Source organism: Escherichia fergusonii ATCC 35469 (genome assembly GCF_000026225.1).
Classification (GTDB): Bacteria; Pseudomonadota; Gammaproteobacteria; order Enterobacterales; family Enterobacteriaceae; genus Escherichia; species Escherichia fergusonii.
The window spans coordinates 4,228,023-4,254,965 of sequence record NC_011740.1; the positions used below are offsets into that span (position 1 = coordinate 4,228,023).

Consider the following 26,943-nt stretch of genomic DNA (forward strand, 5'->3'; position numbering starts at 1 on the left):
CGTCTCTACAAGGCGATGTGTAAAAAAAGAAAAGCAATGATCTCAGGAGATAGAATGATGACAACTCTGCGCAAACTCCCCCTGGCAGTTGCCGTCGCAGCAGGCATGATGTCTGTTCAGGCAATGGCCGTGGATTTCCACGGTTACGCTCGTTCCGGTATTGGCTGGACGGGTAGTGGCGGTGAACAGCAGTGTTTCCAGACCACCGGTGCACAAAGTAAATACCGTCTTGGTAACGAATGTGAAACCTATGCGGAATTGAAACTGGGCCAGGAAGTGTGGAAAGAAGGCGATAAGAGTTTCTACTTCGATACCAACGTAGCCTATTCCGTAGCACAGCAAAACGACTGGGAAGCTACCAGCCCGGCCTTCCGTGAAGCGAACGTTCAGGGTAAAAACCTGATCGACGCGCTGCCGGGTGCCACCATCTGGGCAGGTAAACGCTTCTACCAACGTCATGACGTTCACATGATCGACTTCTACTACTGGGATATTTCAGGTCCTGGTGCCGGTCTGGAAAACATCGATCTCGGTTTCGGTAAACTTTCTCTGGCAGCTACGCGTTCTTCTGAAGCGGGCGGTTCTTCCTCTTTCGCCAGCGATAATATCTACGATTATGTTAACGAGACCGCGAACGATGTGTTCGACGTACGTTTAGCACAAATGGAAATCAACCCAGGCGGTACTTTAGAACTGGGTGTGGATTATGGTCGTGCAAACTTACGTGATGATTATCGTCTGGTTGATGGCGCTTCTAAAGATGGCTGGATGTTCACTGCTGAACATACCCAGAGCATGTTAAAAGGCTTCAACAAGTTTGTTGTTCAGTACGCAACTGACGCAATGACTTCCCAGGGTAAAGGTCTGAACCAGGGCTCGGGCGTCGCGTTTGATAACGAGCACTTTGCTTACAACATTAACAACAACGGTCATTTGTTGCGTATCCTCGACCACGGTGCAATCTCCCTGGGTGATAACTGGGACATGATGTATGTCGGTATGTATCAGGATATCAACTGGGATAACGACAACGGCACCAAATGGTGGACGGTCGGTATTCGTCCGATGTACAAGTGGACGCCGATCATGAGTACCCTGCTGGAAGTGGGCTACGACAACGTCGAATCCCAACGCACTGGCGACAAGAACAACCAGTACAAAATCACCCTTGCTCAACAATGGCAGGCTGGCGACAGCATCTGGTCGCGTCCGGCTATTCGTGTGTTCGCCACCTACGCCAAGTGGGATGAGAAATGGGGTTATGACTACAACGATAACTCCAAAACTAACCCGAACTACGGCAAAGCCGTTCCGGCGAATTTCGAAGGCGGTAGCTTCGGTCGTGGCGACAGCGACGAGTGGACCTTCGGTGCCCAGATGGAAATCTGGTGGTAATAACGCACTAACCTGACCTGATGAGGGGCGTAAGCCCCTCTGTTTATCGGGTTTGGCGCGCTATTGCCTGGCTACCGCCTGACCCCCGCTTTCTGAGGTGATAACAATGAAAATGAAAAAAAGTCTCGTCGCCCTTTGTTTATCTGTAGGGCTATTGGCTGGCGCACCGGGAATCACTCTGGCAGACGTTAACTACGTACCGCAAAACACCAGCGATGCCCCCGCTATTCCCACCGCTGCGCTGCAACAACTGACCTGGACGCCCGTCGATCAAGCTAAAGTCCAGACCACACAGTTGGCAACGGGCGGCCAACAACTGAACGTAGCAGGTATCAGCGGCCCGGTTGCGGCGTATAGCGTACCGGCTAATATCGGTGAACTGACATTGACGCTGACCAGCGAAGTGAATAAGCAAACCAGCGTATTTGCACCGAACGTATTAATTCTTGATCAGAACATGACGCCTTCTGCTTACTTCCCCAGCAGCTATTTTACCTACCAGGAGCCTGGTGTAATGAGCGCCGATCGTCTTGAAGGGGTAATGCGCCTGACGCCTGCTTTGGGTCAGCAGAAAATTTATGTTTTGGTCTTTACTACTGAGAAAGATCTCCAGCAAACCACAAAACTGATTGATCCGGCAAAAGCCTATGCCAAAGGCGTGGGTAACGCCGTACCGGATATTCCTGATCCGATTGCCCGCCATACCACTGATGGTTTGCTGAAACTGAAAGTGAAAACCAATAGCAGCTCCAGCGTTCTGGTTGGGCCACTGTTTGGTTCTTCCGGTCCGGGGCCGGTCACTGTAGGCAACACTGCTGCGCCTGCTTATGCAGCACCAGCACCGACAGCAACGCCAGCACCAGCGAAGAAAAGCGAACCGATGCTGACAGATACCGAAAGCTACTTTAATCAGGCGATCAAAGAGGCGGTGGCAAAAGGTGATGTCGATAAAGCGCTGAAACTGCTTGATGAAGCTGAACGTCTGGGCTCGACCTCTGCCCGTTCCACTTTTATCAGCAGTGTAAAAGGCAAGGGGTAACCACTCCCCGCAGTGCTGATTTTGCAACAACTGGTGCGTCTTCTGGCGCACCTTTTTTTATCATTTTTTGCGATTGTTGCGTTTTTGTTGCGCAATAGATCACTTAATTTTGTTTCCTTCTCCCGTAATCTCTTTTCTGCGATACAATGCCTTCACGTTATAGAACGGAGAGTTCGCATGTCACATCCCGCGTTAACGCAACTGCGTGCGCTGCGCTATTTTGCTGAGATTCCGGCGCTTGATCCCGCACAACTCGACTGGTTATTACTGGAAGATTCCATGACCAAACGTTTTGAGCAGCAGGGAAAAAAGGTGAGCGTGACAGTAATCCGCGAAGGCTTTGTCGGGCAACAAGATGTTGCCCTGGAGTTATCGCAGTTGCCGCAAGAGCCTCGCTACTGGCTGCGGGAAATTTTACTTTGCGCAGATGGTGAACCCTGGCTTGCGGGGCGCACTGTGGTGCCAGAATCAACGTTATCTGGCCCTGAACTGGCATTACAAAAACTGGGTAAGACCCCGTTGGGGCGCTACCTGTTTACATCATCAACGTTGAGCCGTGATTTTATTGAGATTGGTCGTGATGCAGAGCTATGGGGGCGGCGTTCACGTCTGCGGTTAAGCGGTAAGCCCCTGATGCTTACTGAACTGTTTTTGCCTGCATCACCGTTGTACTAAGAGGAAATAAAGATGGAGTGGAGTCTGACGCAGAATAAGCTGTTGGCGTTTCACCGCTTAATGCGTACGGATAAGCCAATTGGCGCGTTACTACTGCTCTGGCCAACCCTGTGGGCACTTTGGGTGGCTACACCAGGCGTGCCACCATTGTGGATTCTGGCAGTATTTGTGGCTGGAGTCTGGCTAATGCGGGCCGCCGGGTGTGTGGTTAACGATTATGCTGATCGTAAATTTGACGGTCATGTTAAACGCACCGCAAACCGACCGTTGCCCAGCGGTGCGGTAACCGAAAAAGAAGCCCGGACGTTGTTTGTGGTGTTGGTGCTGCTGGCATTTTTGCTGGTACTGACACTGAACACGATGACGATTCTGTTATCTGTAGCCGCACTGGCACTGGCCTGGGTTTACCCATTTATGAAGCGCTACACGCATTTACCGCAAGTGGTATTGGGCGCGGCATTTGGTTGGTCGATCCCTATGGCTTTTGCTGCGGTTAGTGAGTCGGTGCCGCTTAGCTGCTGGTTGATGTTCCTTGCGAATATCCTTTGGGCAGTTGCTTATGATACTCAGTACGCGATGGTTGACCGCGATGACGATGTTAAAATTGGCATTAAATCCACGGCGATCCTGTTTGGGCAATACGATAAATTTATTATCGGCGTATTACAGATTGGCGTGATGGTATTAATGGCGCTGATTGGTTGGCTTAACGGCCTAGACTGGGGCTATTACTGGTCGATTCTGGTTGCAGGTGGTCTGTTTGTTTATCAACAAAAGCTGATTGCCAACCGTGAGCGTGAAGCCTGTTTTAAGGCGTTTATGAATAATAACTATGTTGGCCTGGTGCTGTTTTTAGGGCTGGCAATGAGTTACTGGCATTTTTGATTTTGTTAATTTAATAAAAAAAACCGGTCACTTGACCGGTTTTTTATTATCTTGATTTACTCGCCCTGCGTCGCACTTTCAATCGTCAGACGCACATCAGACGTAATCAACTCCGCCAGCATCTGATACACCTTCAATGTCTCTGCCGGTTCGGCGTCGCCACTATCGCTGATGTAACCTTCATCACGCAGAGTCAGTACCAGAGAACTGAACACTGCTTTGTCGAAGAACTCCGGCGCGTTAATGCCATGCAACACTGACAGACGTTGCGCCACGGTGCGACTCTCTTTCTCCAGCGAACTGCGGTTGATTGCCGGATTAGCGCTTAGCAGCCAGAAAGTGATGGCATAACGCTGCAATGTTTCGCGTGCACCAGCGGCCAGCAACTGCAATGTGCGGGAGTGTGAAGGATTAATTTGCAACTCGTCATTTTGCAGGGTAATCAGCCCTTGACGCGCCATCTCACGCGCCAGTGCATCAATAACATCTGGTAATTCGTCGCGATCCCAACGCAGGAACAGCTCAGCTTTCAGCATTGGGTACAGCACTTCAACGTGGTGCAACAATGCCTCACGGGAGATGTGACGGTGCTGCGTGACAATTGCTGCCATCAACGAAGGCAGTACCAGCATATGTGCAATGTTGTTGCGGTAATAGGTCATCAACACTGCCTGTTCACGCGGCAGAATGATGATGTCACCAATGGTGTCTTTCTCCACCTCAAACTTATTCATCTGCAGCGCGTGGTCAATCAGTTCACTGGCGCTGGCAGAAGGTACAGTCGCATCGGGGGAGTACGGCACATTGCGTAACAGATCAAGATAGCAATCTAACTGCTCGGTCAATTGCTCACGGGTAAGTGAACGCTGACGAGATGCCAGTAACGCAGTACAACACAGGTTCATGGCGTTAGCCGCCCCGGCGTTATTAATACGCACCATCAAATCGGCAGCAATGTTATTTACCGTCGGTGTTAACCAGGCCGGACGCACCGCTTCGATCGGGTCGATAGATTCGCGCCATTCTGGTACGTGCTGGTTGAGATAGGTCATCAACGGAATGGGTTCGCCAAAATTGACATAGCCCTGACCGAGATTACGCAGCTTGCTTAGACCACGCAGCATCTGCGCCATGTTCTCTTTCTCTTTGGTTGCCCCACGCAGTTCTTTCGCGTAGGTGCCCACCTCCATCACGTGCTCATAACCGATGTAAATCGGCACTAAGGTAATAGGACGAGTACCGCCACGCAACATTGCCTGAATGGTCATCGACAACGTACCGGTTTTCGGGTCCAGCAGACGACCAGTACGTGAACGGCCCCCTTCAACAAAATACTCTACAGAATAGCCACGGCTAAACAGCTCACCCAGATATTCACGGAATACAGTAGAGTAGAGTTTATTGCCCTTAAAGGTACGGCGGATAAAAAATGCCCCCAGACGGCGGAAAATCGGCCCTGCTGGCCAGAAGTTCAGGTTAATCCCGGCGGCAATATGTGGCGGTACCAGCCCCTGGTGATATAACACATAGGAAAGCAGCAAGTAGTCCATATGGCTGCGATGGCACGGCACATAAACAATTTCATGACCATCGTGCGCCAGTTGCCGTACACGCTCGGCATTATGAACATTAATGCCCTGATAGAGACGGTTCCAGGTAAAACCGAGAATACGGTCGGTAAGACGGATCATCTCATAAGAGAAGTTAGCTGCGATCTCTTCCATCAATGCGACGGCATTTTGCTGCGCTTTTTCATGGGAGATTTTCTTGCTACGCGCTTCGTCTTCTACCGCTTTGGCGATCGCACGGGAGGCGAGCAGTTTATTAAACAGATCCTGACGGGCAGGCAGGCGCGGGCCAACTGCTGCAAGTCGCTGACGAGCGAAGTGCATACGCGCGACACGTGCCAGTTTCTGAGCAATAGTTTTATCCGTGCCGTGTTCATCCGCCATATGGCGTAAAGAAACGGACGGCGAGAAACGCACAAAGCTGTCACGGCCTAACCACAGAACAGCAAAGAATTTTTGCACGCCGTTGAGCATACGCAATGGTGGATTAACTTCGCCTTTTTCACGCCCTGGTGAACGACCAAACATTACCGATACTGGCACCATCTGGACGTCGAGATTGGGGTTACTGCGGTGTAAGTCGAGATAGTCGTGAAACAGCTTGATCGACTCTTCTTTTGGCGTGTAATAAGTGAACACGCGTGGACCGCCGTGAATAAAGACATAGCGAGGCAGCAGCGTACCGTCGATCTCCAGTGGATCTAACGGGTCAGGGAGATCGTGCGCCAGACACTGGGCACGTAGGGTCAGCAAATCCGCTTTTGAGTTGTACGGTAAAACGTACATAATTGGACGAGAGGTATCGAGCCCCAGTTCCGGGGCAGGATCTGCCGGAATAGACTTGCTTTTTACCAGGATGCTTAATGGTAAATTCAGTAATTTGTAGTAAATTCGTGGCCAGCCGGACATAAACGATGTAAAGCCTCTGGTTAATAATGCAAATGCGCCGCAAGGATAGCAGAAAGTCGGTTGAAATTCTGTTGTATCCCTTCAACCTTCGCGTCGCGTTGTTGTCACCCGAATTACACGGGTAAACAGTTCTTTTTTATTGACGCTAATAAAGCAAAAAGGTTCTTTCAATGGCCAATAATACCACTGGATTCACCCGGATTATCAAAGCAGCAGGCTATTCCTGGAAAGGTTTTCGTGCTGCATGGGTTAATGAAGCAGCATTTCGCCAGGAGAGCGTCGCTGTATTGCTAGGCGTGGTCATCGCCTGCTGGCTGGATGTCGATGCGATTACCCGCGTATTATTAATTGGTTCAGTAATGCTGGTGATGATTGTCGAAATCCTTAACAGTGCGATCGAAGCAGTGGTTGACCGCATTGGTTCTGAATATCACGAACTTTCCGGGCGAGCCAAAGATATGGGGTCTGCCGCCGTTTTACTTTCTATTATCGTCGCACTGATAACCTGGGGCATCCTGTTGTGGTCGCATTTCCGATAATGCTTCCAGATTTCGCTAAAACTCTCGTTTATCGTGTATTTTGTGATTCCAAATTCGCCTTTCGCTGTATATACTCACAGCATAACTGTATATACACCCAGGGGGCGAAATGAAAGCGTTAACGGTCAGGCAGCAAGAGGTGTTTGATCTCATTCGGGATCACATCAGCCAGACAGGTATGCCACCGACGCGTGCGGAAATTGCGCAGCGCTTGGGGTTTCGTTCCCCAAACGCTGCTGAAGAACATCTGAAGGCGCTGGCACGTAAAGGTGTCATTGAAATTGTTTCTGGTGCTTCGCGTGGTATCCGACTGTTGCAGGAAGAAGAAGAGGGGCTGCCGCTGGTTGGGCGTGTAGCTGCTGGTGAACCACTTCTGGCACAACAGCATATTGAAGGCCATTATCAGGTCGATCCTTCTCTCTTTAAACCCAATGCGGACTTCTTACTTCGCGTTAGCGGCATGTCGATGAAAGACATTGGTATTATGGACGGCGACCTGCTGGCAGTACATAAAACACAGGACGTACGTAATGGCCAGGTCGTTGTGGCGCGTATTGATGACGAAGTTACCGTTAAGCGTTTGAAAAAACAGGGTAACAAAGTCGAACTCCTGCCAGAAAACAGTGAATTCAAACCTATTGTTGTCGATCTTCGTCAACAGAATTTCACTATTGAAGGTCTGGCTGTAGGCGTAATTCGCAACGGCGACTGGCTGTAATCAAGCTTTTAATACCGCGATGCATCAGGCATCGCGGTCTGTTTTTCACTTCTTCTCATCAGGCTTGTCTGCATGGCATTCCTTACCTCATCTGATAAAGCACTCTGGCATCTTGCCTTACCCATGATCTTCTCCAATATCACCGTCCCGTTACTGGGTCTGGTCGATACGGCAGTTATTGGTCATCTTGATAGTCCGGTTTATTTGGGCGGTGTGGCTGTAGGGGCAACGGCGACCAGCTTTCTCTTTATGTTGCTGTTGTTTTTGCGTATGAGCACCACCGGTCTTACCGCCCAGGCTTATGGTGCAAAAAATCCTCAGGCTTTAGCACGAGCACTGGTGCAACCGCTGTTGCTGGCATTAGGGGCTGGAGCATTAATTGCTCTGTTACGCACACCGATAATCGCTCTTGCTTTACATATTGTCGGTGGCAGTGAGGCTGTACTGGAACAGGCACGACGCTTTCTGGAAATCCGTTGGTTAAGTGCTCCGGCATCACTGGCTAATCTGGTATTACTTGGCTGGTTACTTGGCGTGCAATATGCCCGTGCGCCGGTTGTTCTGCTGGTGGTCGGTAATATCCTCAACATTGTGCTCGATATCTGGCTGGTGATGGGGCTTCATATGAACGTGCAGGGCGCGGCGCTGGCGACGGTTATTGCGGAATATGCAACATTGCTGATTGGTCTGCTAATGGTGCGTAAAATCCTCAAACTACGCGGTATCTCCGGTGAAATGCTGAAAACAGCCTGGCGAGGCAACTTCCGCCGCCTGCTGGCACTTAACCGCGATATCATGCTGCGTTCGTTATTGTTACAACTCTGTTTTGGCGCAATAACGGTTCTTGGCGCGCGACTGGGAAGTGACATTATCGCCGTCAACGCGGTCCTGATGACGCTACTCACCTTTACCGCCTATGCGCTGGATGGTTTTGCCTACGCGGTTGAAGCGCATTCAGGTCAGGCGTACGGTGCACGCGACGGGAGCCAGCTACTGGAGGTCTGGCGTGCAGCGTGCCGCCAGTCGGGGATCGTAGCGTTGCTGTTTTCTGTGATTTATTTGCTGGCGGGTGAACATATCATTGCCTTACTGACCTCGTTAACCCAGATCCAACAACTGGCCGATCATTATCTTTTCTGGCAAGTCATTTTGCCGCTGGTGGGGGTCTGGTGTTATCTGCTGGATGGCATGTTTATTGGTGCAACACGCGCCGCCGAAATGCGCAATAGTATGGCGGTCGCAGCAGCAGGATTCGCGCTTACGTTACTGACCTTACCGTGGCTGGGTAATCATGGTTTGTGGCTGGCATTAACCGTATTTTTGGCACTGCGAGGGCTTTCTCTGGCTTATATCTGGCGTCGTCACTGGTGTAATGGCACTTGGTTTGCAGAAACGTGATGGTTAAAAATTCTGATAAATAATTCTGATTCCAGATTCCTGACTACACTTAATCTCACGTTCAGCAGAAAACATAGCGATGTTGGACGCGACACTCTCGCTATTCACAACCTAACGATGAGGACTTGAATATGAATAAAGACGAAGTCGGCGGTAACTGGAAACAGTTGAAAGGTAAAGTGAAAGAGCAATGGGGCAAACTGACCGATGATGATATGACGGTCATTGAGGGCAAACGCGATCAGCTGGTGGGGAAAATCCAGGAACGTTATGGCTATCAGAAAGATCAGGCGGAAAAAGAGGTCGTAGACTGGGAAACCCGTAACGACTATCGCTGGTAACCCTCATGCCTGCAAGTACAAGGATGTACTCCCTCTGTAAGACAATGTTGTTAGCGCGGCTTTTTCTTCACCTGAATGGAATGGTCGTGCTGGCACTTTTCAGGATGACGACACGCTTCAACTTCAACACACGCTGCACATAATCCATGTGCTTCAATCACATTATGCCGCAAGGCAAAGCCCATTTTTGCCGCCAGAGTATGCATAATATCTTCCACACCTTCCGCACACTCTTCTTTCACCGCGCCACAACGATCGCAAATAAACATCGCAGACGTATGGGTCGGCTGATCAAACAGATGGCAGAGTACATAGCTGTTGGTGGATTCCACCTTATGTACAAATCCCTGCTCCAGCAGAAAATCCAGTGCACGATAAACCGTCGGTGGTTTGGCTTGTGGTTCGGATTCGCGCAATAAATCCAATAGATCGTAAGCACTGATAGCGCCTTCCTGGAGGCTCATCAGACGTAGCACTTCGAGGCGCTGCGGAGTCAGGCGCACATTACGCTGGCTGCAGAGTTTTTCAGCCTGCGCCAGTAACTCCTGCGTTGTGGTCATTTCCATTTAGCACCTCAAAATATGGGAAATAAGGAAGTCCTTACTTTATCATGTTCTCTGTTAAACGCCGAGATCCCCGGTTACTCAAGCCCTTCACCAGAGCATTGCCTTCTGGCTTAATCGTTATGCTATAGTAGCGCCCCCATTTACCAAATGATTAAAAAATCGCCATGTCAGCAGAATCACAAACCGCTTATCCCGCTTACCGTTTCTCCATTGCTCCGATGCTCGACTGGACAGACAGGCACTGCCGTTATTTCTTGCGTCTGCTCTCTCGTAATACGCTGCTGTATACCGAGATGGTGACCACGGGGGCGATTATTCACGGTAAAGGTGATTACCTGGCATACAGCGAAGAAGAGCATCCGGTGGCATTGCAACTGGGTGGTAGCGATCCGGCGGCGCTGGCACAGTGTGCGAAACTGGCGGAAGCGCGTGGATATGATGAAATCAACCTCAATGTGGGCTGCCCGTCTGATCGCGTACAGAACGGTATGTTTGGTGCGTGCCTGATGGGTAACGCGCAGCTGGTGGCGGACTGCGTGAAAGCGATGCGTGATGTGGTGTCGATTCCGGTGACGGTGAAAACGCGTATTGGTATTGACGACCAGGACAGCTACGAATTTCTTTGTGATTTTATCAACACCGTTTCCGGTAAGGGTGAGTGTGAGATGTTTATCATCCACGCCCGTAAAGCCTGGCTTTCCGGTTTAAGCCCGAAAGAAAACAGGGAGATCCCGCCACTTGATTATCCTCGTGTCTATCAGCTGAAGCGCGATTTCCCCCATTTAACAATGTCGATTAACGGCGGGATCAAGTCGCTGGAGGAAGCCAAAATGCATCTGCAGCATATGGATGGCGTAATGGTCGGGCGTGAGGCTTATCAGAATCCTGGTATTCTGGCGGCGGTAGATCGAGAAATTTTTGCTTCTACAGATACAGATGCTGATCCGGTCGCAGTGGTGCGGGCAATGTACCCCTACATTGAACGTGAACTTAGCCAGGGAACGTATCTGGGGCATATCACGCGGCATATGCTGGGGCTGTTCCAGGGGATTCCAGGAGCACGTCAATGGCGGCGTTATTTAAGCGAAAACGCCCATAAACCCGGCGCGGATATTAACGTACTGGAACATGCTTTAAAGCTGGTTGCAGATAATCGTTAATTTTTAACCAAAACTTAGTCAAATTCACCACGCCCTGCGTTAACTCGCGGGGCGTTTTGTTTATAAATCAATAGATTATTTGTTGGCATGATTCTTGTAACGCCAGCAAGAGAATTCATTTTTGGGAGAACATCATGCTGGAACTACTTTTTGTGATTGGCTTCTTTGTCATGTTGCTGGTCACCGGCGTCTCTTTTCTCGGGGTAATTGCTGCCCTGGCAGTGGCGACCGCATTTATGTTTTTGGGCGGTATGCTGGCACTGATGATTAAGTTATTGCCGTGGTTGTTGTTAGCCGTTGCGATAGTGTGGGTTATCAGGGCGATTAAATCGCCAAAATTGCCACAATATCAGCGCAATAACCGCTGGCGTTACTAAGGGATTGTGCGGAGGATCACAACCTCAGTTTTTGCCCTTAGAACAAAATAGGAATTGATAATTAAATCTGTCACTATTGCGCGTCAAACAAATTCATCGAGCTGTACCCTACATACAGCCGAACTAAAAAAGAAAGGGCTTCCCAGGTGGAAGCCCAATTTCTTTCTACAATACTCAAGGAATCAATAAACTGGAGCCTTGTGTCGCCCGGCTTTCCAGAACTTCATGGGCACGCTGCGCCTCAGTAAGCGGATATTTTTGCGCATCCGCAACATCCACTTTAATCACGCCGCTGGCAATCAATGAAAATAGCTCATTGCTGGCTTCGCTCAATTCATCTCGCGTGGTGATATAGCCTTGCAGGGAAGGGCGCGTCACATACAACGAACCTTTCTGATTCAAAATCCCTAAATTAACCCCGGTTACTGCGCCAGAAGAGTTACCAAAACTGACCATCAGACCACGACGTTGCAGGCATTCGAGCGACGCCTCCCAGGTATCTTTACCTACCGAGTCATAGACCACACGGAGTTTCTTGCCGCCAGTAATCTCTTTGACTCGCTCGACCAGATTCTCTTCGCGATAATTAATAACCTGCCACGCTCCTGCTTTTAACGCGCTCTGTGCTTTTTGCGCTGTACCAACAGTGCCGATAAGTTTGGCCCCTAATGCCTTCGCCCACTGGCAGGCGATCAGACCGACTCCGCCCGCAGCAGCATGAAACAGAAATTGTTCGTCAGGTTTTATTTCATAGGTTTTACGCAGCAGATAAAACACCGTTAAGCCTTTCAGGAACGACGCGGCTGCCTGTTCAAAAGAAATGGCTGCTGGCAGAATTGCGGCTTTATCGGCATTAACATTATGTACGGAGCTGTATGCGCCCAGTGCCGACTGCGCATAAACCACGCGATCACCGGCTTTGATATGCTTCACGCCGCGACCGACCTTGCTCACTACCCCCGCCGCTTCTGTACCTAATCCACTGGGCATAGACGGTGGCGGATAAAGACCACTACGGATATACGTGTCGATAAAATTAACGCCGATGGCTTTGTTTTCTACCTGGATTTCATTCTCTGCCGGATCGGTAGGAGTGAACTCCACGGTTTGCAGAACTTCCGGGCCACCATGTTGGTGAAATTCGATTTTTATTGCCATCGTTCGCTCCTGTACTGTGCGGAAATTACCCAATAAGCCTAACAGTAAGAACTTAAGTACGGGTAATTATTTATACCCAGAAGTTAGTTGCATCGGCTGGAAAGGAAACTGATAAGCTGATGAGGTCAATAAATCCAGGGAGTGGTGATAATGAGTGGTGGATTGTTAGATTTCTCGAGTTTAGTTATAACATTTGGTTTGGTCCTTATCCTGGTTGCAGGACTAATATGGCTTTTGGGAAATAGCTTCAAATCAAAACCAATCAAGACAATATGCAGACTTATTAGTACGGTGATTTTTTCCTTTGCCGTTGTTTTGCTTCTGGATGAGTATGATCTTATAGATACGCCATTGTGACATGCTGGTGAGCCACTTTGTCTGTCGACCGACCTGGCCAATTCTCATATCCACCGGAAAGCGGGGACGTTAAATGCTGTAGCGAGAAACTGTTTCTCGCTATACTCTCTTGTCCCCCATTCAACAGCAGGTAACACCATTCGTTATGGCAGGCAATAAACCTTTCAACAAACAACAGACTGATAACCGCGAGCGCGATCCTCAAGTTGCCGGGCTGAAAGTGCCTCCGCACTCGATTGAAGCGGAGCAATCAGTGTTGGGCGGTTTAATGCTGGATAATGAACGCTGGGATGATGTGGCTGAGCGCGTTGTCGCGGATGATTTCTACACCCGACCGCATCGCCATATCTTTACCGAAATGGCGCGTTTGCAGGAAGGCGGTAGCCCGATTGATCTGATAACACTGGCGGAATCACTGGAGCGCCAGGGGCAACTTGATAGCGTCGGTGGTTTTGCTTATCTGGCTGAACTGTCAAAAAACACCCCAAGTGCGGCGAACATCAGCGCTTATGCTGACATCGTGCGAGAACGTGCCGTTGTTCGCGAGATGATTTCCGTTGCTAACGAGATTGCCGAAGCCGGTTTTGATCCGCAGGGGCGTACCAGTGAAGACCTGCTGGACCTGGCTGAGTCTCGCGTCTTTAAAATTGCCGAAAGTCGGGCGAACAAAGACGAAGGACCGAAGAATATCGCCGATGTACTCGACGCAACCGTCGCGCGTATTGAGCAGTTGTTCCAACAGCCGCACGATGGCGTGACGGGGGTAAATACTGGCTATGACGATCTGAACAAAAAAACCGCTGGCCTGCAGCCGTCGGATTTGATCATTGTTGCAGCGCGTCCGTCGATGGGTAAAACGACATTTGCGATGAACCTCGTCGAAAATGCGGCGATGTTGCAGGATAAACCGGTGCTTATCTTCTCGCTGGAGATGCCATCGGAACAGATTATGATGCGTTCTCTGGCGTCGCTGTCGCGCGTTGACCAGACTAAAATCCGTACCGGGCAACTGGATGATGAAGACTGGGCGCGCATTTCCGGCACGATGGGCATTTTGCTGGAAAAACGTAATATCTATATTGATGATTCCTCCGGCCTGACGCCCACAGAAGTGCGCTCCCGCGCCCGCCGCATTGCCCGTGAACACGGCGGCATCGGGCTTATTATGATCGACTACTTGCAGTTGATGCGTGTACCGGCACTTTCCGATAACCGTACCCTGGAAATTGCTGAGATCTCCCGCTCATTAAAAGCCCTGGCGAAAGAACTCAATGTGCCCGTGGTGGCGCTCTCACAGTTGAACCGTTCTCTGGAACAGCGTGCCGACAAACGCCCGGTTAACTCCGACCTGCGTGAATCCGGCTCCATCGAGCAGGATGCGGACTTGATCATGTTTATTTACCGTGATGAGGTTTATCACGAGAATAGTGATTTAAAAGGCATCGCGGAAATTATTATCGGTAAACAACGTAACGGCCCTATCGGTACGGTACGTTTGACCTTTAATGGTCAGTGGTCACGCTTCGATAATTACGCAGGGCCGCAGTACGACGATGAATAACATTGAGGCCAGCTAAACACTGGCCTCAAAAATTATTCTGCCGGGCTTTCAATCCCTTTTTTTAGCCACTCTTTAAGGCTCAGAACCGAGTTATCTTCGTCTTCGTGGAATATGATATTGTCGATCCGCCAACAGCCATCATCAGCGGAACGCGCCATTAGCGCTTCGTCCTGCCAGGCCTTTTTATCATCAACGGTAAAATGAAAATGGAGGGCGACAGTGACGTTGTTATCACCAGGTTTATACGATGACGGTAGTGTCACGCCATCAAATTTCTCATAGTAACTATCCGAAGGATAAGACGTGAAAATAATCCCGTCACCAAAAGTAGGTTTGGCCGTGGGATCGATGGCGTAGTCGCGTTTATTTCTGTCATACGCGCCAACAATCAGTTGATAAAGCGAGGGGGTGAGGTATTTCTGAAAAAATGCCAGCTGGTCTTTTTCACTCTTAAAGCTGGTATCAGAAAAAACATAGGTTGAGTAAAACTTATCTGCGACACCGTCAGGTGTCTGCGCCGGGCAAGCCCCCGTCGCGGCAGGCGTTATACCTGCGATTAGCAGAAAAAAGAAAACAAATTTTATCTTTGTCATGGCTGAAAATCCGATATCATCTTGCCGTTTATAAACCCATCCCTGGATGTGGAATAGCATACTCCGGTCCTATCTGTTTAGCGAGGTTTTGCACGGGTGGGCAGAACCTGAAAAAAAGGAATACAAATGCAAGCGGCAACTGTTTTGATTAACCGCCGCGCTCTGCGACACAACCTGCAACGTCTGCGTGAACTGGCCCCCGCCAGTAAACTGGTTGCGGTGGTGAAAGCGAACGCCTACGGTCACGGTCTGATTGAGACCGCGCGAACGCTCCCCGATGCTGACGCCTTTGGCGTTGCCCGTCTCGAAGAAGCCCTACGGCTGCGAGCGGGGGGCATCACGCAACCTATTTTGTTACTGGAAGGTTTTTTTGAAGCAGACGATTTGCCGACGATCTCCGCTGAACATCTGCAAACCGCAGTCCATAATGAAGAGCAGCTTGTCGCCCTCGAAACCGCTGAGCTTAAAGAGCCTGTCATCGTCTGGATGAAGCTCGATACCGGAATGCACCGTCTGGGCGTATTGCCGGAACAGGCCGAGGCGTTTTATCAGCGTCTGAGCCAGTGTAAAAATGTCCGCCAGCCGGTGAACATTGTCAGTCACTTCGCCCGTGCCGATGAACCGCAAAGCGGCGCGACTGAAAAGCAGCTCGATATCTTCAACACCTTTTGTGAAGGTAAACCGGGGCAACGCTCAATTGCGGCATCAGGCGGCATTTTGTTATGGCCGCAGTCGCATTTTGACTGGGCGCGTCCGGGGATCATTCTTTACGGTGTTTCGCCGCTGGAAGATGGCACGACCGGGGCGGATTTTGGTTGTCAGCCAGTCATGTCTTTAACCTCCAGTCTGATTGCCGTACGGGAGCATAAAGCCGGAGAGCCAGTAGGTTATGGCGGAACCTGGATTAGCGAACGTGATACCCGTCTTGGTGTTGTGGCAATGGGCTATGGCGATGGTTATCCACGCGCTGCGCCGTCTGGTACTCCGGTACTGGTCAACGGTCGTGAAGTGCCCATTGTCGGTCGGGTGGCAATGGATATGATCTGTGTGGATTTAGGTCCGCAGGCGCAAGATAAAGCCGGAGATCCGGTCATTCTGTGGGGTGAAGGGTTACCCGTTGAGCGTATCGCTGCAATGACAAAAGTAAGTGCTTACGAACTTATTACGCGCCTGACCTCAAGGGTAGCGATGAAATACGTGGATTAATAATCGTCTCCAGGGAGGGACAATGTCTTATTCAGAAATCGCCGCGTGTCTGGCATACGCGGTTTCCGTCTGGCTGGCCGCCAGAAACAATGTGCATACCTGGTGGATCGGCATTATTGGCTGCATTTTGTACGGTTGGGTTTTTTGGTCCGTGCAGCTCTACGCTGATGTGACACTCCAGTTGTTCTTCATTGCAACCAGCATCACTGGCTGGATCCACTGGCTGAAAGGTCAGGGTGGCGACATCTTGCCGGTGCGTCGTACACATGCGAAACACTTTTTCCTCTTGTTGCTTTGTGCTGTTGTTGTTGCAGGCGGCTACGGCTTTTTACTCCACACCTTTACCAATGCCTGGGCCCCCTGGCTGGACTCACTGATTTTGACTTTCAGTGTCCTGGCGCAATTCATGTTGATGGGAAGACGTATCGAAAACTGGTACGTCTGGTTAGCGGTGAATACCCTGGCAGTACCGCTGTATATGACACGTGGGTTGAATTTGACCGCGGGTTTATATTTCTTGTTCTGGATTAACGCCTGGCATGGTTTGTATCAGTGGCGCAAGGAGCTACAGGCATAATGAAACCTTTCTCAACGGGTCTGGTGGTCGGCAAGTTCGCTCCCTTACACTGTGGTCATGAACGGTTGATTAATACCGCACTGGCGCAGTGTGAAGAGTTATACATCATCAGTTATTCCGTACCAGAAATGCCAGGCTGTGAACCGGAGAAACGGTTGAGTTGGTTACAATTACGCTTCCCGCGAGCGAATATCCTGGTCCTTACTCCTGAACTTGTTGCGAGCTATAACCTGACTGCAATACCGCCTAATGATGCAGATGAGGATATTCATCGCCATTATGTCGCGACGATATGCCTGCAAGTATTACATTGTCGTCCACAAGCCGTCTTTACTGCGGAAGATTATGGAGATGGCTTCGTTAAGGTGCTGGCACAGCGATTTGCACAGCCTGTTAAGCATATTCGATTGCAGCGTCCTGTTGGCGATGAAGCGCCTTCGGGAACACTGATTCGTTCCGATGTTCACCGTTACCGCTACATGTTGGCCTACGACGTATATCGTAGTTTTGTTCACCGGATCTGCCTGCTTGGTGGGGAATCGACAGGTAAAAGCACGCTTTCAAAAGCGCTGGCGGAGGTGCTTGGTACGACGTATGTCGCTGAATTTGGGCGTGAGTATTGGGAAGAGAAAAACGGTATCCTCACTGGAAATGATTTGCTGCATATTGCTCGTGAGCAGGTACGCCGGGAACAACATTCTTCAGCAAATCATTATCTTATTTGTGATACGTCGCCCCTTACAACGTTGTTTTATATGCTTGATCAATATGGTCATGCGCCACAAGAGTTACATCGTTTGGCAGAACGGGAATATTCACTGGTCGTGCTTTGCGGTGCTGAATTTCCGTTTATGCAAGATGGCACCCGGCAAGGAGAAGCATTTCGTGCGCGTCAGCAGGCGTGGTATGAAATGGAATTAACGCGGAGGAATATTCCTTATCTTTCCGTTGCAGGTTCGTTGGCTGAACGATTAAGACAAATTCTCGACCATCTACCCGATAGACTTTAAACATCCTCTCGATCTTCTCCCGCTTCCGGTTTATTGTGTTTTAACTACCTGCCTGTAAACCTGGAGAACCATCGCGTGTTTCAAAAAGTTGACGCCTACGCTGGCGACCCGATTCTGTCGCTTATGGAGCGTTTCCTGACCGACCCCCGTAGCGACAAAGTGAATCTCAGTATCGGTCTTTATTACAACGAAGACGGCATTATTCCGCAGCTTAATGCTGTCGCAGAGGCTGAAGCACGGCTTAATGCGCAGCCGCATGGCGCTTCACTTTATTTGCCGATGGAAGGGCTGGGAAGTTATCGACAGGCCATTGCTCCGCTGCTGTTTGGTGCGGAACATCCGGTTGTTGAGCAACAGCGTGTGGCAACCATTCAAACGTTGGGCGGTTCCGGCGCGTTAAAAGTGGGTGCAGATTTTTTGAAACGTTACTTCCCTGATTCTGGCGTCTGGGTAAGTGATCCCACATGGGAAAACCATATTGATCTGTTTGCCGGTGCGGGTTTTGAAGTCAGTACTTACCCCTGGTATGACGAAGCCACTAACGGTGTACGCTTCAATGACTTACTGGCAACACTAAAAACATTACCCGCGCGTAGCATTATTTTGCTGCATCCTTGCTGCCATAACCCGACAGGGGCTGATCTCACCAACGACCAGTGGGATGCGGTAATTGAAATTCTCAAAGCACGTGAATTAATCCCGTTCCTTGATATTGCTTATCAGGGATTTGGTGCAGGAATGGACGAAGACGCATATGCACTTCGCGCCATTGCCAGTGCAGGTTTACCGGCATTAATCAGCAATTCATTTTCGAAAATCTTCTCTCTGTACGGCGAACGCGTTGGCGGTCTTTCGGTCATTTGTGAAGACCATGAAGCCGCAGAGCGTGTACTGGGGCAACTGAAAGCCACGGTACGGCGTATTTATTCCAGCCCGCCGAGTTTTGGCGCTCAGGTTGTGGCGACCGTGCTGGGTGATGAAGCGCTGAAAGCCAGCTGGCTGGCGGAAGTTGAAGCAATGCGTACCCGTATTCTGGCGATGCGTCAGGAAATGGTGAAAGTGCTACGCGCAGAAATCCCCAATGGGAATTTTGATTATCTGCTTAAGCAGCGGGGCATGTTTAGTTACACCGGACTAAGCGCTGCTCAGGTTGATCGCCTGCGTGAAGAATTTGGCGTGTATTTGATCGCCAGCGGTCGCATGTGTGTTGCCGGACTTAATGCGCAAAATGTACATCGTGTTGCGAAGGCATTTGCTGCGGTAATGTAATTGGATTCAGCAGGCGGGTATCTCTCCCGCCTGTTCCTGACACCAGCCATCTTCTCTTTCCCTGTTCCATTTTTCACTCACCTTTGCATGGATTCGCAGAGATAACTTTATGAAAAATAATGTTTTTAACTGTTGGTACGGATTGTGCAATACCGTTGCCGTCTATGACCATCAGGAGAAAAACATGGAGAACATGACCTCGCCCGGCACGCTGCTTAGTGGAGATAACGCGACCTGGCTTGAAGAGTACTACCAGACCTGGTTGCGTGCGCCGGAACAACTCCCGGAAGACTGGCGGCGTTTTTTTCTTTCACCTGAACTGACTGTCCAAAGCGTATCCGGTGATAACAACGTCAGCGGTACGACCTTAAAAAAACAGGCTGCGGTAATACAACTGATCAATGCCTGGCGCACGCAGGGGCATTTGCGCGCAAAGCTTGATCCCCTTGGTTTGAATCCCCCGGCTGACGTTCCCTCCCTCCAGCCGGGCTTTTGGGGATTAAGCGAAGAAGACCTGTTGCAGGAATTTAGCGTCACCTTTGGCGCACACACCACGCAAATGCCACTTAAGCAACTGCTTAACCTGCTGGAGCAAGCCTGGGCGGGTAGCCAGGCTTATGAACTTGCTCATCTGGAAAATCGTGAAGAAATCAACTGGCTGTTATCACGGATTGAGAGCAGCAATGCGCCACAAGCTGATGCCCAAACCTGCATTGCCCGTTTTGAAAAACTGATGGCGGCAGAGACGTTAGAGCGTTATCTGCATACCCGTTATGTTGGGCAGAAACGGTTTTCTCTGGAAGGAGGAGAAAGTGCAATCCCGGCACTCGATACGCTGACAAAACGCCTGCGTGCGCAAGGCGTAGAGGAAATGGTCATTGGCATGGCGCATCGGGGAAGACTCAATGTGCTGGTGAATCTGCTGAATAAAGATCCGGCGCAGCTGTTTGCCGAGTTTGAAGGTAAGCAGATGATCGGCAGTGGTTCAGGTGATGTGAAATACCACATGGGATATTCCAGTAACCTGGAAACACCTGCCGGTTCGCTGCATGTGGCGCTGGCGTATAACCCCTCACATCTGGAGATCGTGAATCCGGTGGTGCTGGGCCAGGTGCGAGCCAGGCAGGAACGCCGTGGTGAGGATGGTCAGGCAAAAGTGGTGGGCGTACTTATTCATGGGGATTCCGCGTTGGGCGGCCTCGGCGTCAACCAAACCACGTTTAACTTATCGCAGACCCAGGGCTACGGTACGGGCGGCACGCTACATCTGGTGATTAATAATCAGATTGGTTTCACCACTTCCCGCTTGCAGGATATGCGTTCATCACGCTACTGCACCGATATCGCCAAAATGGTTGCGGCACCGGTTATCCATGTTAATGGTGATGATGTCGATGCTGTTTGCCAGGCAATAGCGTTGGCGTGCGACTGGCGAAATACCTTCCGGCGCGACATCATCATCGATATTTGCTGCTTCCGTAAGCACGGACACAACGAAAGCGATGAGCCACGTCTTACCCAGCCACAAATGTATCAGGCAGTGGATGCTCACCCTGGTACCCGCGCCCGTTATGGTGAATCTCTTGCCCGCCGTGGCCTGTTAACTCAGACGCAACAAGATGAGATGACGGCACGCTATCGTGACTGGCTGGATAGCTGTCAGAAACGTGAACCGCTGCCTGTGACACCCGCGACGCATTCTTTTAGCGCCAACTGGAGTGGGCTGACGAATCCTCGCTGGAGCAGTCCCGTAGCGACGGCATTACCCCTTCAGACACTGGCAGCGTATGGTGAAATCATTTCTACACTGCCGCCAGATGTGGTCGCGCATCCCACCATTAAACGTCAACTGGCATTACGCCAGGAGATGGCCGCAGGTACTCAACCAGTAGACTGGGGTATGGCGGAAATGTTGGCCTATGCATCGCTTGTGGATGCGGGTGTTGGTGTGCGTCTTTCTGGTGAAGACTCAGGGCGTGGCACGTTCAGTCATCGTCATGCAGTGGTACATCATCAAACTGAAGCCCGTCGTTATCTGCCGTTACAGCATATCCGCGCTGGTCAGGCATTCGGTGCTTAATGAAGAAGCGCTATTGGCATTCGAATATGGTTATTCAACGTCTGCGCCTCAGCAACTGGTTATTTGGGAAGCACAGTTTGGTGACTTTGCCAACGGCGCTCAGGTTGCTATTGACCAATTTATCTCGTCTGGCGAAACCAAGTGGGATCGCTATAGCGGTTTAACCATTCTTCTGCCGCATGGCTATGACGGACAAGGGCCGGAGCACTCTTCCGCACGCCCTGAGCGCTGGCTGCAACTGTGCGCAGAAAACAACATGCAAGTGGTGATGCCCAGTGAGTCGGCACAGATGTTCCATTTGTTGCGCGGTCAGGCATTACGCCCAATGCGCAAGCCGTTAGTAATAATGATGAGTAAGCGTTTACTTCGCGTTAAAGGCGCAATGAGCGATCTTTCTGAATTCACTGATGGCGCTTATAAACCGGTAATCACCGATCCGCAATTGCATCAGTCCCAGAAAGTGAAGCGCGTCATTTTGTGTAGCGGTCAGGTCTATTACGACGTACTGGAAGCCCGTAAGCAGCGTGAGTGTGAAGACGAGGTGGCGATTGTTCGCCTGGAGCAACTCTACCCGTTCCCGGTTACAGAACTGAATGATGTTCTGGCGAATTGGCCGAATTGCTGCGAATGGATTTGGTTGCAGGAAGAGCCAGAAAACCAGGGTGCGTGGCGGCAGATTCGTCATGAGCTGGCGGCACTGAAAATTAACACTCCTTACTGGCAGTATGCAGGCCGCCCGGCAGCGGCAGCTCCGGCGACCGGTTATGGGCGTGTACATAAACAACAAATCGACGAATTTCTTGCTGCTGCGTTTGCAGATATTCAGCCATGAAAGGCGCACAAAAATAATAAGGAGAACATTTTATGATCGAAATTACTGTCCCTGTATTACCGGAATCTGTCACGGAAGGCACGCTGACAACCTGGTGTAAACAAGAAGGCGAGCACGTAAAGCGTGATGATGTGATTGCCGAGCTGGAAACCGATAAAGTCATTCTGGAAATCCCGGCTCCGCACGATGGCGTGTTAAGCAATATTATCGTCAGCGAAGGTAGCACGGTCACGTCAGCGCAACTGTTGGCGCATCTTAAGCCGCAAGCTGCAATAGAAGAAACTGTCACACCAGTCACCGAAATCCTGGCGATGCCTTCCGCGCGGCTGGAGGCACAGCGTAGTGGTGTCGAACTTACTGATGTTGCGGGGAGCGGGAGAAATGGACGTATCCTGAAAGAGGATGTGCAGCGCGTAACTCCTGCACCAGCCACTCAGCCTGAACGGGTGGTGGAGATCGCGCCAGCTACACCTGTGACACCGGGTGCTCGTCAGGAACGTCGTGAGCCGATGTCGCGCTTGCGCCAGCGAATTGCTGAGCGTCTGCTGGCTTCCCAACAAAACAACGCCATTCTCACCACGTTCAACGAAGTAAATATGCAGAGCGTGATGGATTTACGCGCCCGCTGGAAAGATCGTTTTGCCGGGAAGCACGGCGTGAAGCTGGGCTTTATGTCCTTCTTTGTTAAGGCCGTTACCCGGGCGCTGGAACGCTTCCCCATTGTTAATGCCAGCGTCGATGGCAACGATATTATCTTGCGCGATTACTGTGATATTGGCATTGCGGTTAGCAGCAACCGTGGTCTGGTGGTGCCCGTATTACGCAATGCGCAATCACTCTCTTTGGTGGAAATTGAACGGCAAATTGCCGAATACGCCACACTGGCACGCAATGGCAAATTGCCGCTGGAGGCGTTACAAGGTGGTACGTTCTCTATCACCAACGGCGGAACTTTTGGTTCGATGATGTCAACGCCAATCATTAACCCGCCGCAGTCAGCCATTCTCGGTATGCATGCCATCACGCCGCGTCCGGTGGCAGAAAATGGTCAGGTTGTTATTCGTCCGATGATGTACCTTGCTCTCAGCTATGACCATCGCATTATTGATGGTCAGGAAGCCGTGCAGACGCTGGTGGCAATACGCGAGCTACTGGAGTCACCGGAACAACTGTTGCTGGATCTTTAAGGAAAGCGCCAATGATTACAATTTTCGATGTGGCAGTTATAGGTGGTGGGCCAGGTGGTTACGTAGCGGCACTGCGGGCTGCGCAGAATGGGCTTTCCGTAGTATGTATTGATGATGGTGTGAATGCTCAGGGCGAACCTTCGCCTGGCGGTACGTGCCTCAATGTCGGCTGCATTCCGTCAAAATCGTTACTGCAATCTTCTGAGCTGTATGCGCAAGTACAGCATGAGGCAAGCATTCATGGCGTTAACGTTGAAGGCGTATCTTTCAATGCTGCCGCGATGATTCAACGCAAAGACGCCATAGTAAGCCGCCTGACAATGGGCATCAGCTTGCTGTTTAAGAAAAATAAAGTGAAGCACCTGTGCGGCCTCGCAACGTTAGAATGTGCTCAGGATGAGATTTGGCAATTACGCGTAAACGATCAACACCTTCACGCCCGTAATGTAGTGATTGCAACAGGTTCTCAGCCGCGTCAGCTGCCTGGCGTTACCATTGATAATCAACAGATCCTCGACAATCGTGGCGCCCTGGCATTGAGCGAAGTGCCACCGCGTCTCGGTGTGATCGGTGCTGGCGTGATTGGCCTTGAACTGGGGTCTGTGTGGAATCGGGTCGGTTCAGACGTCACGTTGCTGGAGATGGCGCCAATGTTCTTGCCTGCACTGGAAGCTCGCCTGTCGAACGAAGTCCGTAAAGCAATGATTGCCAGTGGGATGAAAATGCAACTGGCAGTAGAGATTGAGGCTATTGAACAACGGGATGACGGTGTGCATGTGCGCTGGCGGCAGGGTGAGAAGCAAGAAGAAAGCCACTTCGATAAATTAATTCTTGCCATTGGGCGTGTACCGCGACTTTCTGGTGTCGATCTCGTGCAGCTCGGTCTGGAAGCCGACAACCGTGGCGGTATTGCCGTCGATAACTTATGCCGTACCGGGAAAGCCGGGCTGTGGGCGATTGGTGATGTCGTACGAGGGCCGATGCTGGCGCATAAAGCGATGGCCGAAGGTGTGGTGGTGGCTGATCAAATTGCCGGACTGGCGGTAGAGCCGGTTAATTTCGTGCTGATCCCTTCGGTGATTTACACCCAACCGGAAGTCGCGTGGGTAGGGGAAAATGAGGCCTCACTGAAAGCCGCTGGCAGAGCCTTTAACAAAGGAAATTCTCTGTTTGCCGGTAACGGTCGCGCCTTAGCATTAGGTCAGGAAGGTGGGCGTTGTACGTTATACAGCGATAAACACTCTGACCGCGTACTTGGCGGAGCGATTGTTGGCCCGCAGGCATCGGAGCTGATTAATGAAATTGCGCTGGCGATGACTTTTAGCGCCTCTGGCGAGGATATTGCCTGTGCGGTACATGCGCATCCGACGTTAAGCGAAGTCATCCACGAAGCAGCAATGGCCTTGAATAATAAAGTATTACACGGATAACACACACCACTGAGGGAATATATGAATTTACATGAGTATCAGGCCAAATCGTTACTGGCTGGCATGGGGATGCCGTGTCCAAAAGAGATAGCTATCCAACAGATTTCGCAACTGGCAGATGCCTGGCAACATATTGCTTGCCCGAGTAAAGGCGCGGTACTTAAAGCGCAGGTACACGCTGGTGGGCGCGGTAAAGCTGGCGGCGTAAAAGTGCTTAAGCAGCTGCCGGAAGCACAGGCTTTTGTACAGCAAATGCTGGGATCGCAACTGGTGACTTATCAGACCGGGCCAGAAGGGCAGTATGTCAGCAGTATTTTGCTGTGCGAAAACATTTATCCGGTACGCCAGGAACTCTATTTTGGCATGGTGGTGGATCGTGAAAGCCAGCGGGTCACGTTTATTGTCAGCCCGGAAGGTGGTGTGGAAATTGAAAAAGTCGCCCATGAGACACCGGAGAAAATCAGCAGTGTCAGCATTGATCCACTGACAGGCGTGCAGCCTTGCCATATCCGCGAAATGTTTGCTGTTCTGCAACTGGAACACGGGCTATTTGCTGCCTTTAGTCGCCTGGTTAATCAGGCGTGGAAAGCCTTTAACGAACTGGATTTTGCCCTGCTGGAAATTAACCCTCTGGTGTTGCGGGAAACGGGCGAATTTATGTGTGCAGATGCGAAAGTATCGTTGGATGATAACGCGCTGTATCGCCACCCGGAACTCCAGGCGCTACGCGATGAAACCCAGGAAGATCCGCGCGAAAGCCAGGCGGCGAAGCTTGATCTTAACTATGTCTCGCTGGACGGAAACATCGGCTGCATGGTCAATGGTGCCGGATTGGCTATGGCAACCATGGACATCATCAAACTGTACGGTGAACAACCAGCAAACTTCCTGGATGTTGGCGGTGGCGCAACTCAGGAGCGCGTCAGTGAAGCCTTTCGTCTGATTGTTTCCGACAGCAAAGTGAAAGCCATTCTGGTCAATATTTTTGGTGGGATTGTTCGTTGCGATATGATCGCCCGAGCCATTATTCATGCACTGAATGAGGCCAGCATCACCCTGCCTGTCGTGGTGCGTCTCTCCGGTAATAACGCCGTCGAAGGGCAGCGGTTACTGGCAGAAAGTGGCCTGACGGTGGAAGCCGTCGATTCTCTGGATGATGCCGCGAAACGCATCATTGCGTTACTGAATTAACAGGAGGTTAAGATGAGCGTTTTGATCAACAAACACACGCGGGTACTGGTGCAGGGCATTACTGGCAAAAACGGCACATTTCATACAGAGCAGGCTATTGCGTATGGTACTCAGATTGTCGGTGGAGTGACGCCTGGCAAGGGCGGGCAACTGCATCTGGATCGCCCGGTTTTTGATTCAATGAAAGAAGCGATGCGACAAACTGAGGCTGATGCCAGCGTAATTTATGTGCCTGCGCCGTTTGTGCTGGATTCTGTCGTTGAGGCTATTGAGTCTGGCGTCAAATTGATTGTGGTGATTACCGAAGGTGTGCCAACACTGGATATGGTGAAAGTTCGTCGGTTGCTTGACTGCCACCCGGATGTGCGGCTGATTGGGCCAAACTGCCCAGGAATCATCACACCGGGCGAGTGCAAAATCGGCATTATGCCGGGAGAAATCCACCGCCCAGGGCGTATTGGGATTGTTTCCCGCTCCGGTACATTAACCTACGAAGCTGTAGCGCAAACCACGGCGCTGGGACTTGGGCAATCCACCTGTATTGGTATTGGCGGCGATCCGGTTCCGGGGACTAACTTTATTGATGCGCTGCGTTTATTCGAAAATGATCCGCAAACAGACGCGGTAATTATGATCGGTGAAATTGGTGGTAATGCGGAAGAGCGCGCTGCAGAATTTATTCGCCATGAAATGAATAAAACGGTCGTAGGTTATATTGCCGGTGTTACTGCACCAAAAGGAAAACGCATGGGGCACGCCGGAGCCATTATTTCTGGCGGTAGCGGCAGTGCGGAGGATAAATTCCGTGCGTTCGATAAAGCAGGCATGGCATGGACAAGAAACCCGGCGTTACTTGGCGAAACATTATGGAATGTCATTAAGTAATCCATAAATCTATCTCAAGGGAGCATATCGCTCCCTT

General features: G+C 50.7%; 23 protein-coding genes and 1 pseudogene. 20 read left to right on the top strand and 4 right to left on the bottom strand.

What is annotated here, in order from left to right; genetic code table 11:
• The first annotated feature begins 54 nt into the window (after positions 1–54).
• The 4 genes from EFER_RS20590 (at position 55) to ubiA (ending at position 3,994) form a co-directional block, all read left to right on the top strand.
• Positions 55–1,395 carry a maltoporin gene (locus EFER_RS20590; protein ID WP_000989133.1) on the top strand — a complete coding sequence of 447 codons (1,341 nt, stop codon included), beginning with the start codon at positions 55–57 and terminating at the stop codon, positions 1,393–1,395.
• A 106-nt stretch (positions 1,396–1,501) separates the two neighbouring features.
• The gene (gene malM / locus EFER_RS20595; RefSeq protein ID WP_000782489.1) at positions 1,502–2,434 is read left to right on the top strand and encodes a maltose operon protein MalM; all 933 of its coding nucleotides are present in this window, start codon (positions 1,502–1,504) and stop codon (positions 2,432–2,434) included.
• 177 nt (positions 2,435–2,611) lie between these two features.
• A complete protein-coding gene (gene ubiC / locus EFER_RS20600) occupies positions 2,612–3,109 on the top strand; it encodes a chorismate lyase (protein ID WP_000019212.1) in 498 nt (165 codons plus the stop codon).
• Between the two features lie 12 nt (positions 3,110–3,121).
• Complete coding sequence (ubiA, locus tag EFER_RS20605; protein WP_000455219.1) at positions 3,122–3,994, top strand: 4-hydroxybenzoate octaprenyltransferase; 873 nt, start codon at positions 3,122–3,124, stop codon at positions 3,992–3,994.
• Positions 3,995–4,050: 56 nt separating this feature from the next.
• On the opposite strand, the gene plsB is transcribed toward ubiA, so the two are convergent.
• Complete coding sequence (gene plsB / locus EFER_RS20610) at positions 4,051–6,471, bottom strand: glycerol-3-phosphate 1-O-acyltransferase PlsB (RefSeq protein WP_000017352.1); 2,421 nt, start codon at positions 6,469–6,471, stop codon at positions 4,051–4,053.
• A gap of 170 nt (positions 6,472–6,641) precedes the next feature.
• Here plsB and EFER_RS20615 point away from each other — a divergent pair, with 170 nt between their 5' ends.
• From EFER_RS20615 to EFER_RS20630, 4 genes are all read left to right on the top strand, one after another.
• Positions 6,642–7,010 carry a diacylglycerol kinase gene (locus EFER_RS20615; protein WP_000002903.1) on the top strand — a complete coding sequence of 123 codons (369 nt, stop codon included), beginning with the start codon at positions 6,642–6,644 and terminating at the stop codon, positions 7,008–7,010.
• A gap of 109 nt (positions 7,011–7,119) precedes the next feature.
• Positions 7,120–7,728: a transcriptional repressor LexA gene (gene lexA, locus EFER_RS20620; RefSeq protein ID WP_000646099.1), complete on the top strand. Its 609-nt coding sequence runs from the start codon at positions 7,120–7,122 to the stop codon at positions 7,726–7,728.
• Positions 7,729–7,800: 72 nt separating this feature from the next.
• A complete protein-coding gene (dinF, locus tag EFER_RS20625; protein ID WP_000874974.1) occupies positions 7,801–9,126 on the top strand; it encodes an MATE family efflux transporter DinF in 1,326 nt (441 codons plus the stop codon).
• Between the two features lie 131 nt (positions 9,127–9,257).
• Positions 9,258–9,467 (top strand): CsbD family protein, encoded by a 210-nt coding sequence (locus EFER_RS20630; RefSeq protein ID WP_001030605.1) that lies wholly within the window; start codon positions 9,258–9,260, stop codon positions 9,465–9,467.
• Positions 9,468–9,517: 50 nt separating this feature from the next.
• Here EFER_RS20630 and zur read toward each other — a convergent pair whose 3' ends face one another.
• A complete protein-coding gene (gene zur, locus EFER_RS20635) occupies positions 9,518–10,033 on the bottom strand; it encodes a zinc uptake transcriptional repressor Zur (RefSeq protein ID WP_000426182.1) in 516 nt (171 codons plus the stop codon).
• Between the two features lie 164 nt (positions 10,034–10,197).
• On the opposite strand from zur, the gene dusA reads away from it, so the two are divergent.
• Together dusA and pspG are read left to right on the top strand one after the other, a co-directional pair.
• Positions 10,198–11,193 (top strand): tRNA dihydrouridine(20/20a) synthase DusA, encoded by a 996-nt coding sequence (gene dusA, locus EFER_RS20640; RefSeq protein ID WP_001272044.1) that lies wholly within the window; start codon positions 10,198–10,200, stop codon positions 11,191–11,193.
• A gap of 134 nt (positions 11,194–11,327) precedes the next feature.
• Entirely contained in the window at positions 11,328–11,570 is a 243-nt protein-coding gene (gene pspG / locus EFER_RS20645; protein WP_000891392.1) for an envelope stress response protein PspG, read from the top strand.
• Positions 11,571–11,744: 174 nt separating this feature from the next.
• Here the strand turns inward: pspG and EFER_RS20650 are convergent, their stop codons facing one another.
• Positions 11,745–12,728: a quinone oxidoreductase gene (locus EFER_RS20650; RefSeq protein WP_000985191.1), complete on the bottom strand. Its 984-nt coding sequence runs from the start codon at positions 12,726–12,728 to the stop codon at positions 11,745–11,747.
• Between the two features lie 502 nt (positions 12,729–13,230).
• Here EFER_RS20650 and dnaB point away from each other — a divergent pair.
• The gene (gene dnaB / locus EFER_RS20660; RefSeq protein ID WP_002431749.1) at positions 13,231–14,646 is read left to right on the top strand and encodes a replicative DNA helicase; all 1,416 of its coding nucleotides are present in this window, start codon (positions 13,231–13,233) and stop codon (positions 14,644–14,646) included.
• A gap of 32 nt (positions 14,647–14,678) precedes the next feature.
• On the opposite strand, the gene EFER_RS20665 is transcribed toward dnaB, so the two are convergent.
• Complete coding sequence (locus EFER_RS20665; RefSeq protein WP_002433025.1) at positions 14,679–15,239, bottom strand: YqhG/Tai3 family protein; 561 nt, start codon at positions 15,237–15,239, stop codon at positions 14,679–14,681.
• 126 nt (positions 15,240–15,365) lie between these two features.
• On the opposite strand from EFER_RS20665, the gene alr reads away from it, so the two are divergent.
• The 9 genes and pseudogenes from alr (at position 15,366) to sucD (ending at position 26,906) form a co-directional block, all read left to right on the top strand.
• On the top strand, positions 15,366–16,445 hold the full coding sequence (gene alr / locus EFER_RS20670; RefSeq protein ID WP_001147286.1) for an alanine racemase: 1,080 nt from the start codon (positions 15,366–15,368) through the stop codon (positions 16,443–16,445).
• Between the two features lie 22 nt (positions 16,446–16,467).
• Positions 16,468–17,022, top strand: a complete 555-nt coding sequence (gene pnuC, locus EFER_RS20675) for a nicotinamide riboside transporter PnuC (RefSeq protein WP_000122232.1) — start codon at positions 16,468–16,470, stop codon at positions 17,020–17,022.
• Positions 17,022–18,032 carry an AAA family ATPase gene (locus EFER_RS20680; protein WP_024256569.1) on the top strand — a complete coding sequence of 337 codons (1,011 nt, stop codon included), beginning with the start codon at positions 17,022–17,024 and terminating at the stop codon, positions 18,030–18,032. Before pnuC ends, EFER_RS20680 begins: the two co-directional genes overlap by 1 nt.
• Positions 18,033–18,107: 75 nt before the next feature.
• The gene (gene tyrB / locus EFER_RS20685) at positions 18,108–19,301 is read left to right on the top strand and encodes an aromatic amino acid transaminase (RefSeq protein WP_000486933.1); all 1,194 of its coding nucleotides are present in this window, start codon (positions 18,108–18,110) and stop codon (positions 19,299–19,301) included.
• Between the two features lie 184 nt (positions 19,302–19,485).
• Positions 19,486–22,213, top strand: a pseudogene (locus tag EFER_RS20690) (2-oxoglutarate dehydrogenase E1 component).
• 32 nt (positions 22,214–22,245) lie between these two features.
• Positions 22,246–23,400: a 2-oxoglutarate dehydrogenase complex dihydrolipoyllysine-residue succinyltransferase gene (odhB, locus tag EFER_RS20695; RefSeq protein WP_000570221.1), complete on the top strand. Its 1,155-nt coding sequence runs from the start codon at positions 22,246–22,248 to the stop codon at positions 23,398–23,400.
• Positions 23,401–23,411: 11 nt separating this feature from the next.
• Positions 23,412–24,830, top strand: coding sequence for a dihydrolipoyl dehydrogenase (lpdA, locus tag EFER_RS20700; protein WP_000628309.1), 1,419 nt, complete (start codon positions 23,412–23,414; stop codon positions 24,828–24,830).
• 21 nt (positions 24,831–24,851) lie between these two features.
• Entirely contained in the window at positions 24,852–26,021 is a 1,170-nt protein-coding gene (gene sucC, locus EFER_RS20705) for an ADP-forming succinate--CoA ligase subunit beta (protein WP_001048622.1), read from the top strand.
• A gap of 12 nt (positions 26,022–26,033) precedes the next feature.
• On the top strand, positions 26,034–26,906 hold the full coding sequence (gene sucD / locus EFER_RS20710; protein WP_000114643.1) for a succinate--CoA ligase subunit alpha: 873 nt from the start codon (positions 26,034–26,036) through the stop codon (positions 26,904–26,906).
• The last annotated feature ends 37 nt before the right edge of the window (positions 26,907–26,943 follow it).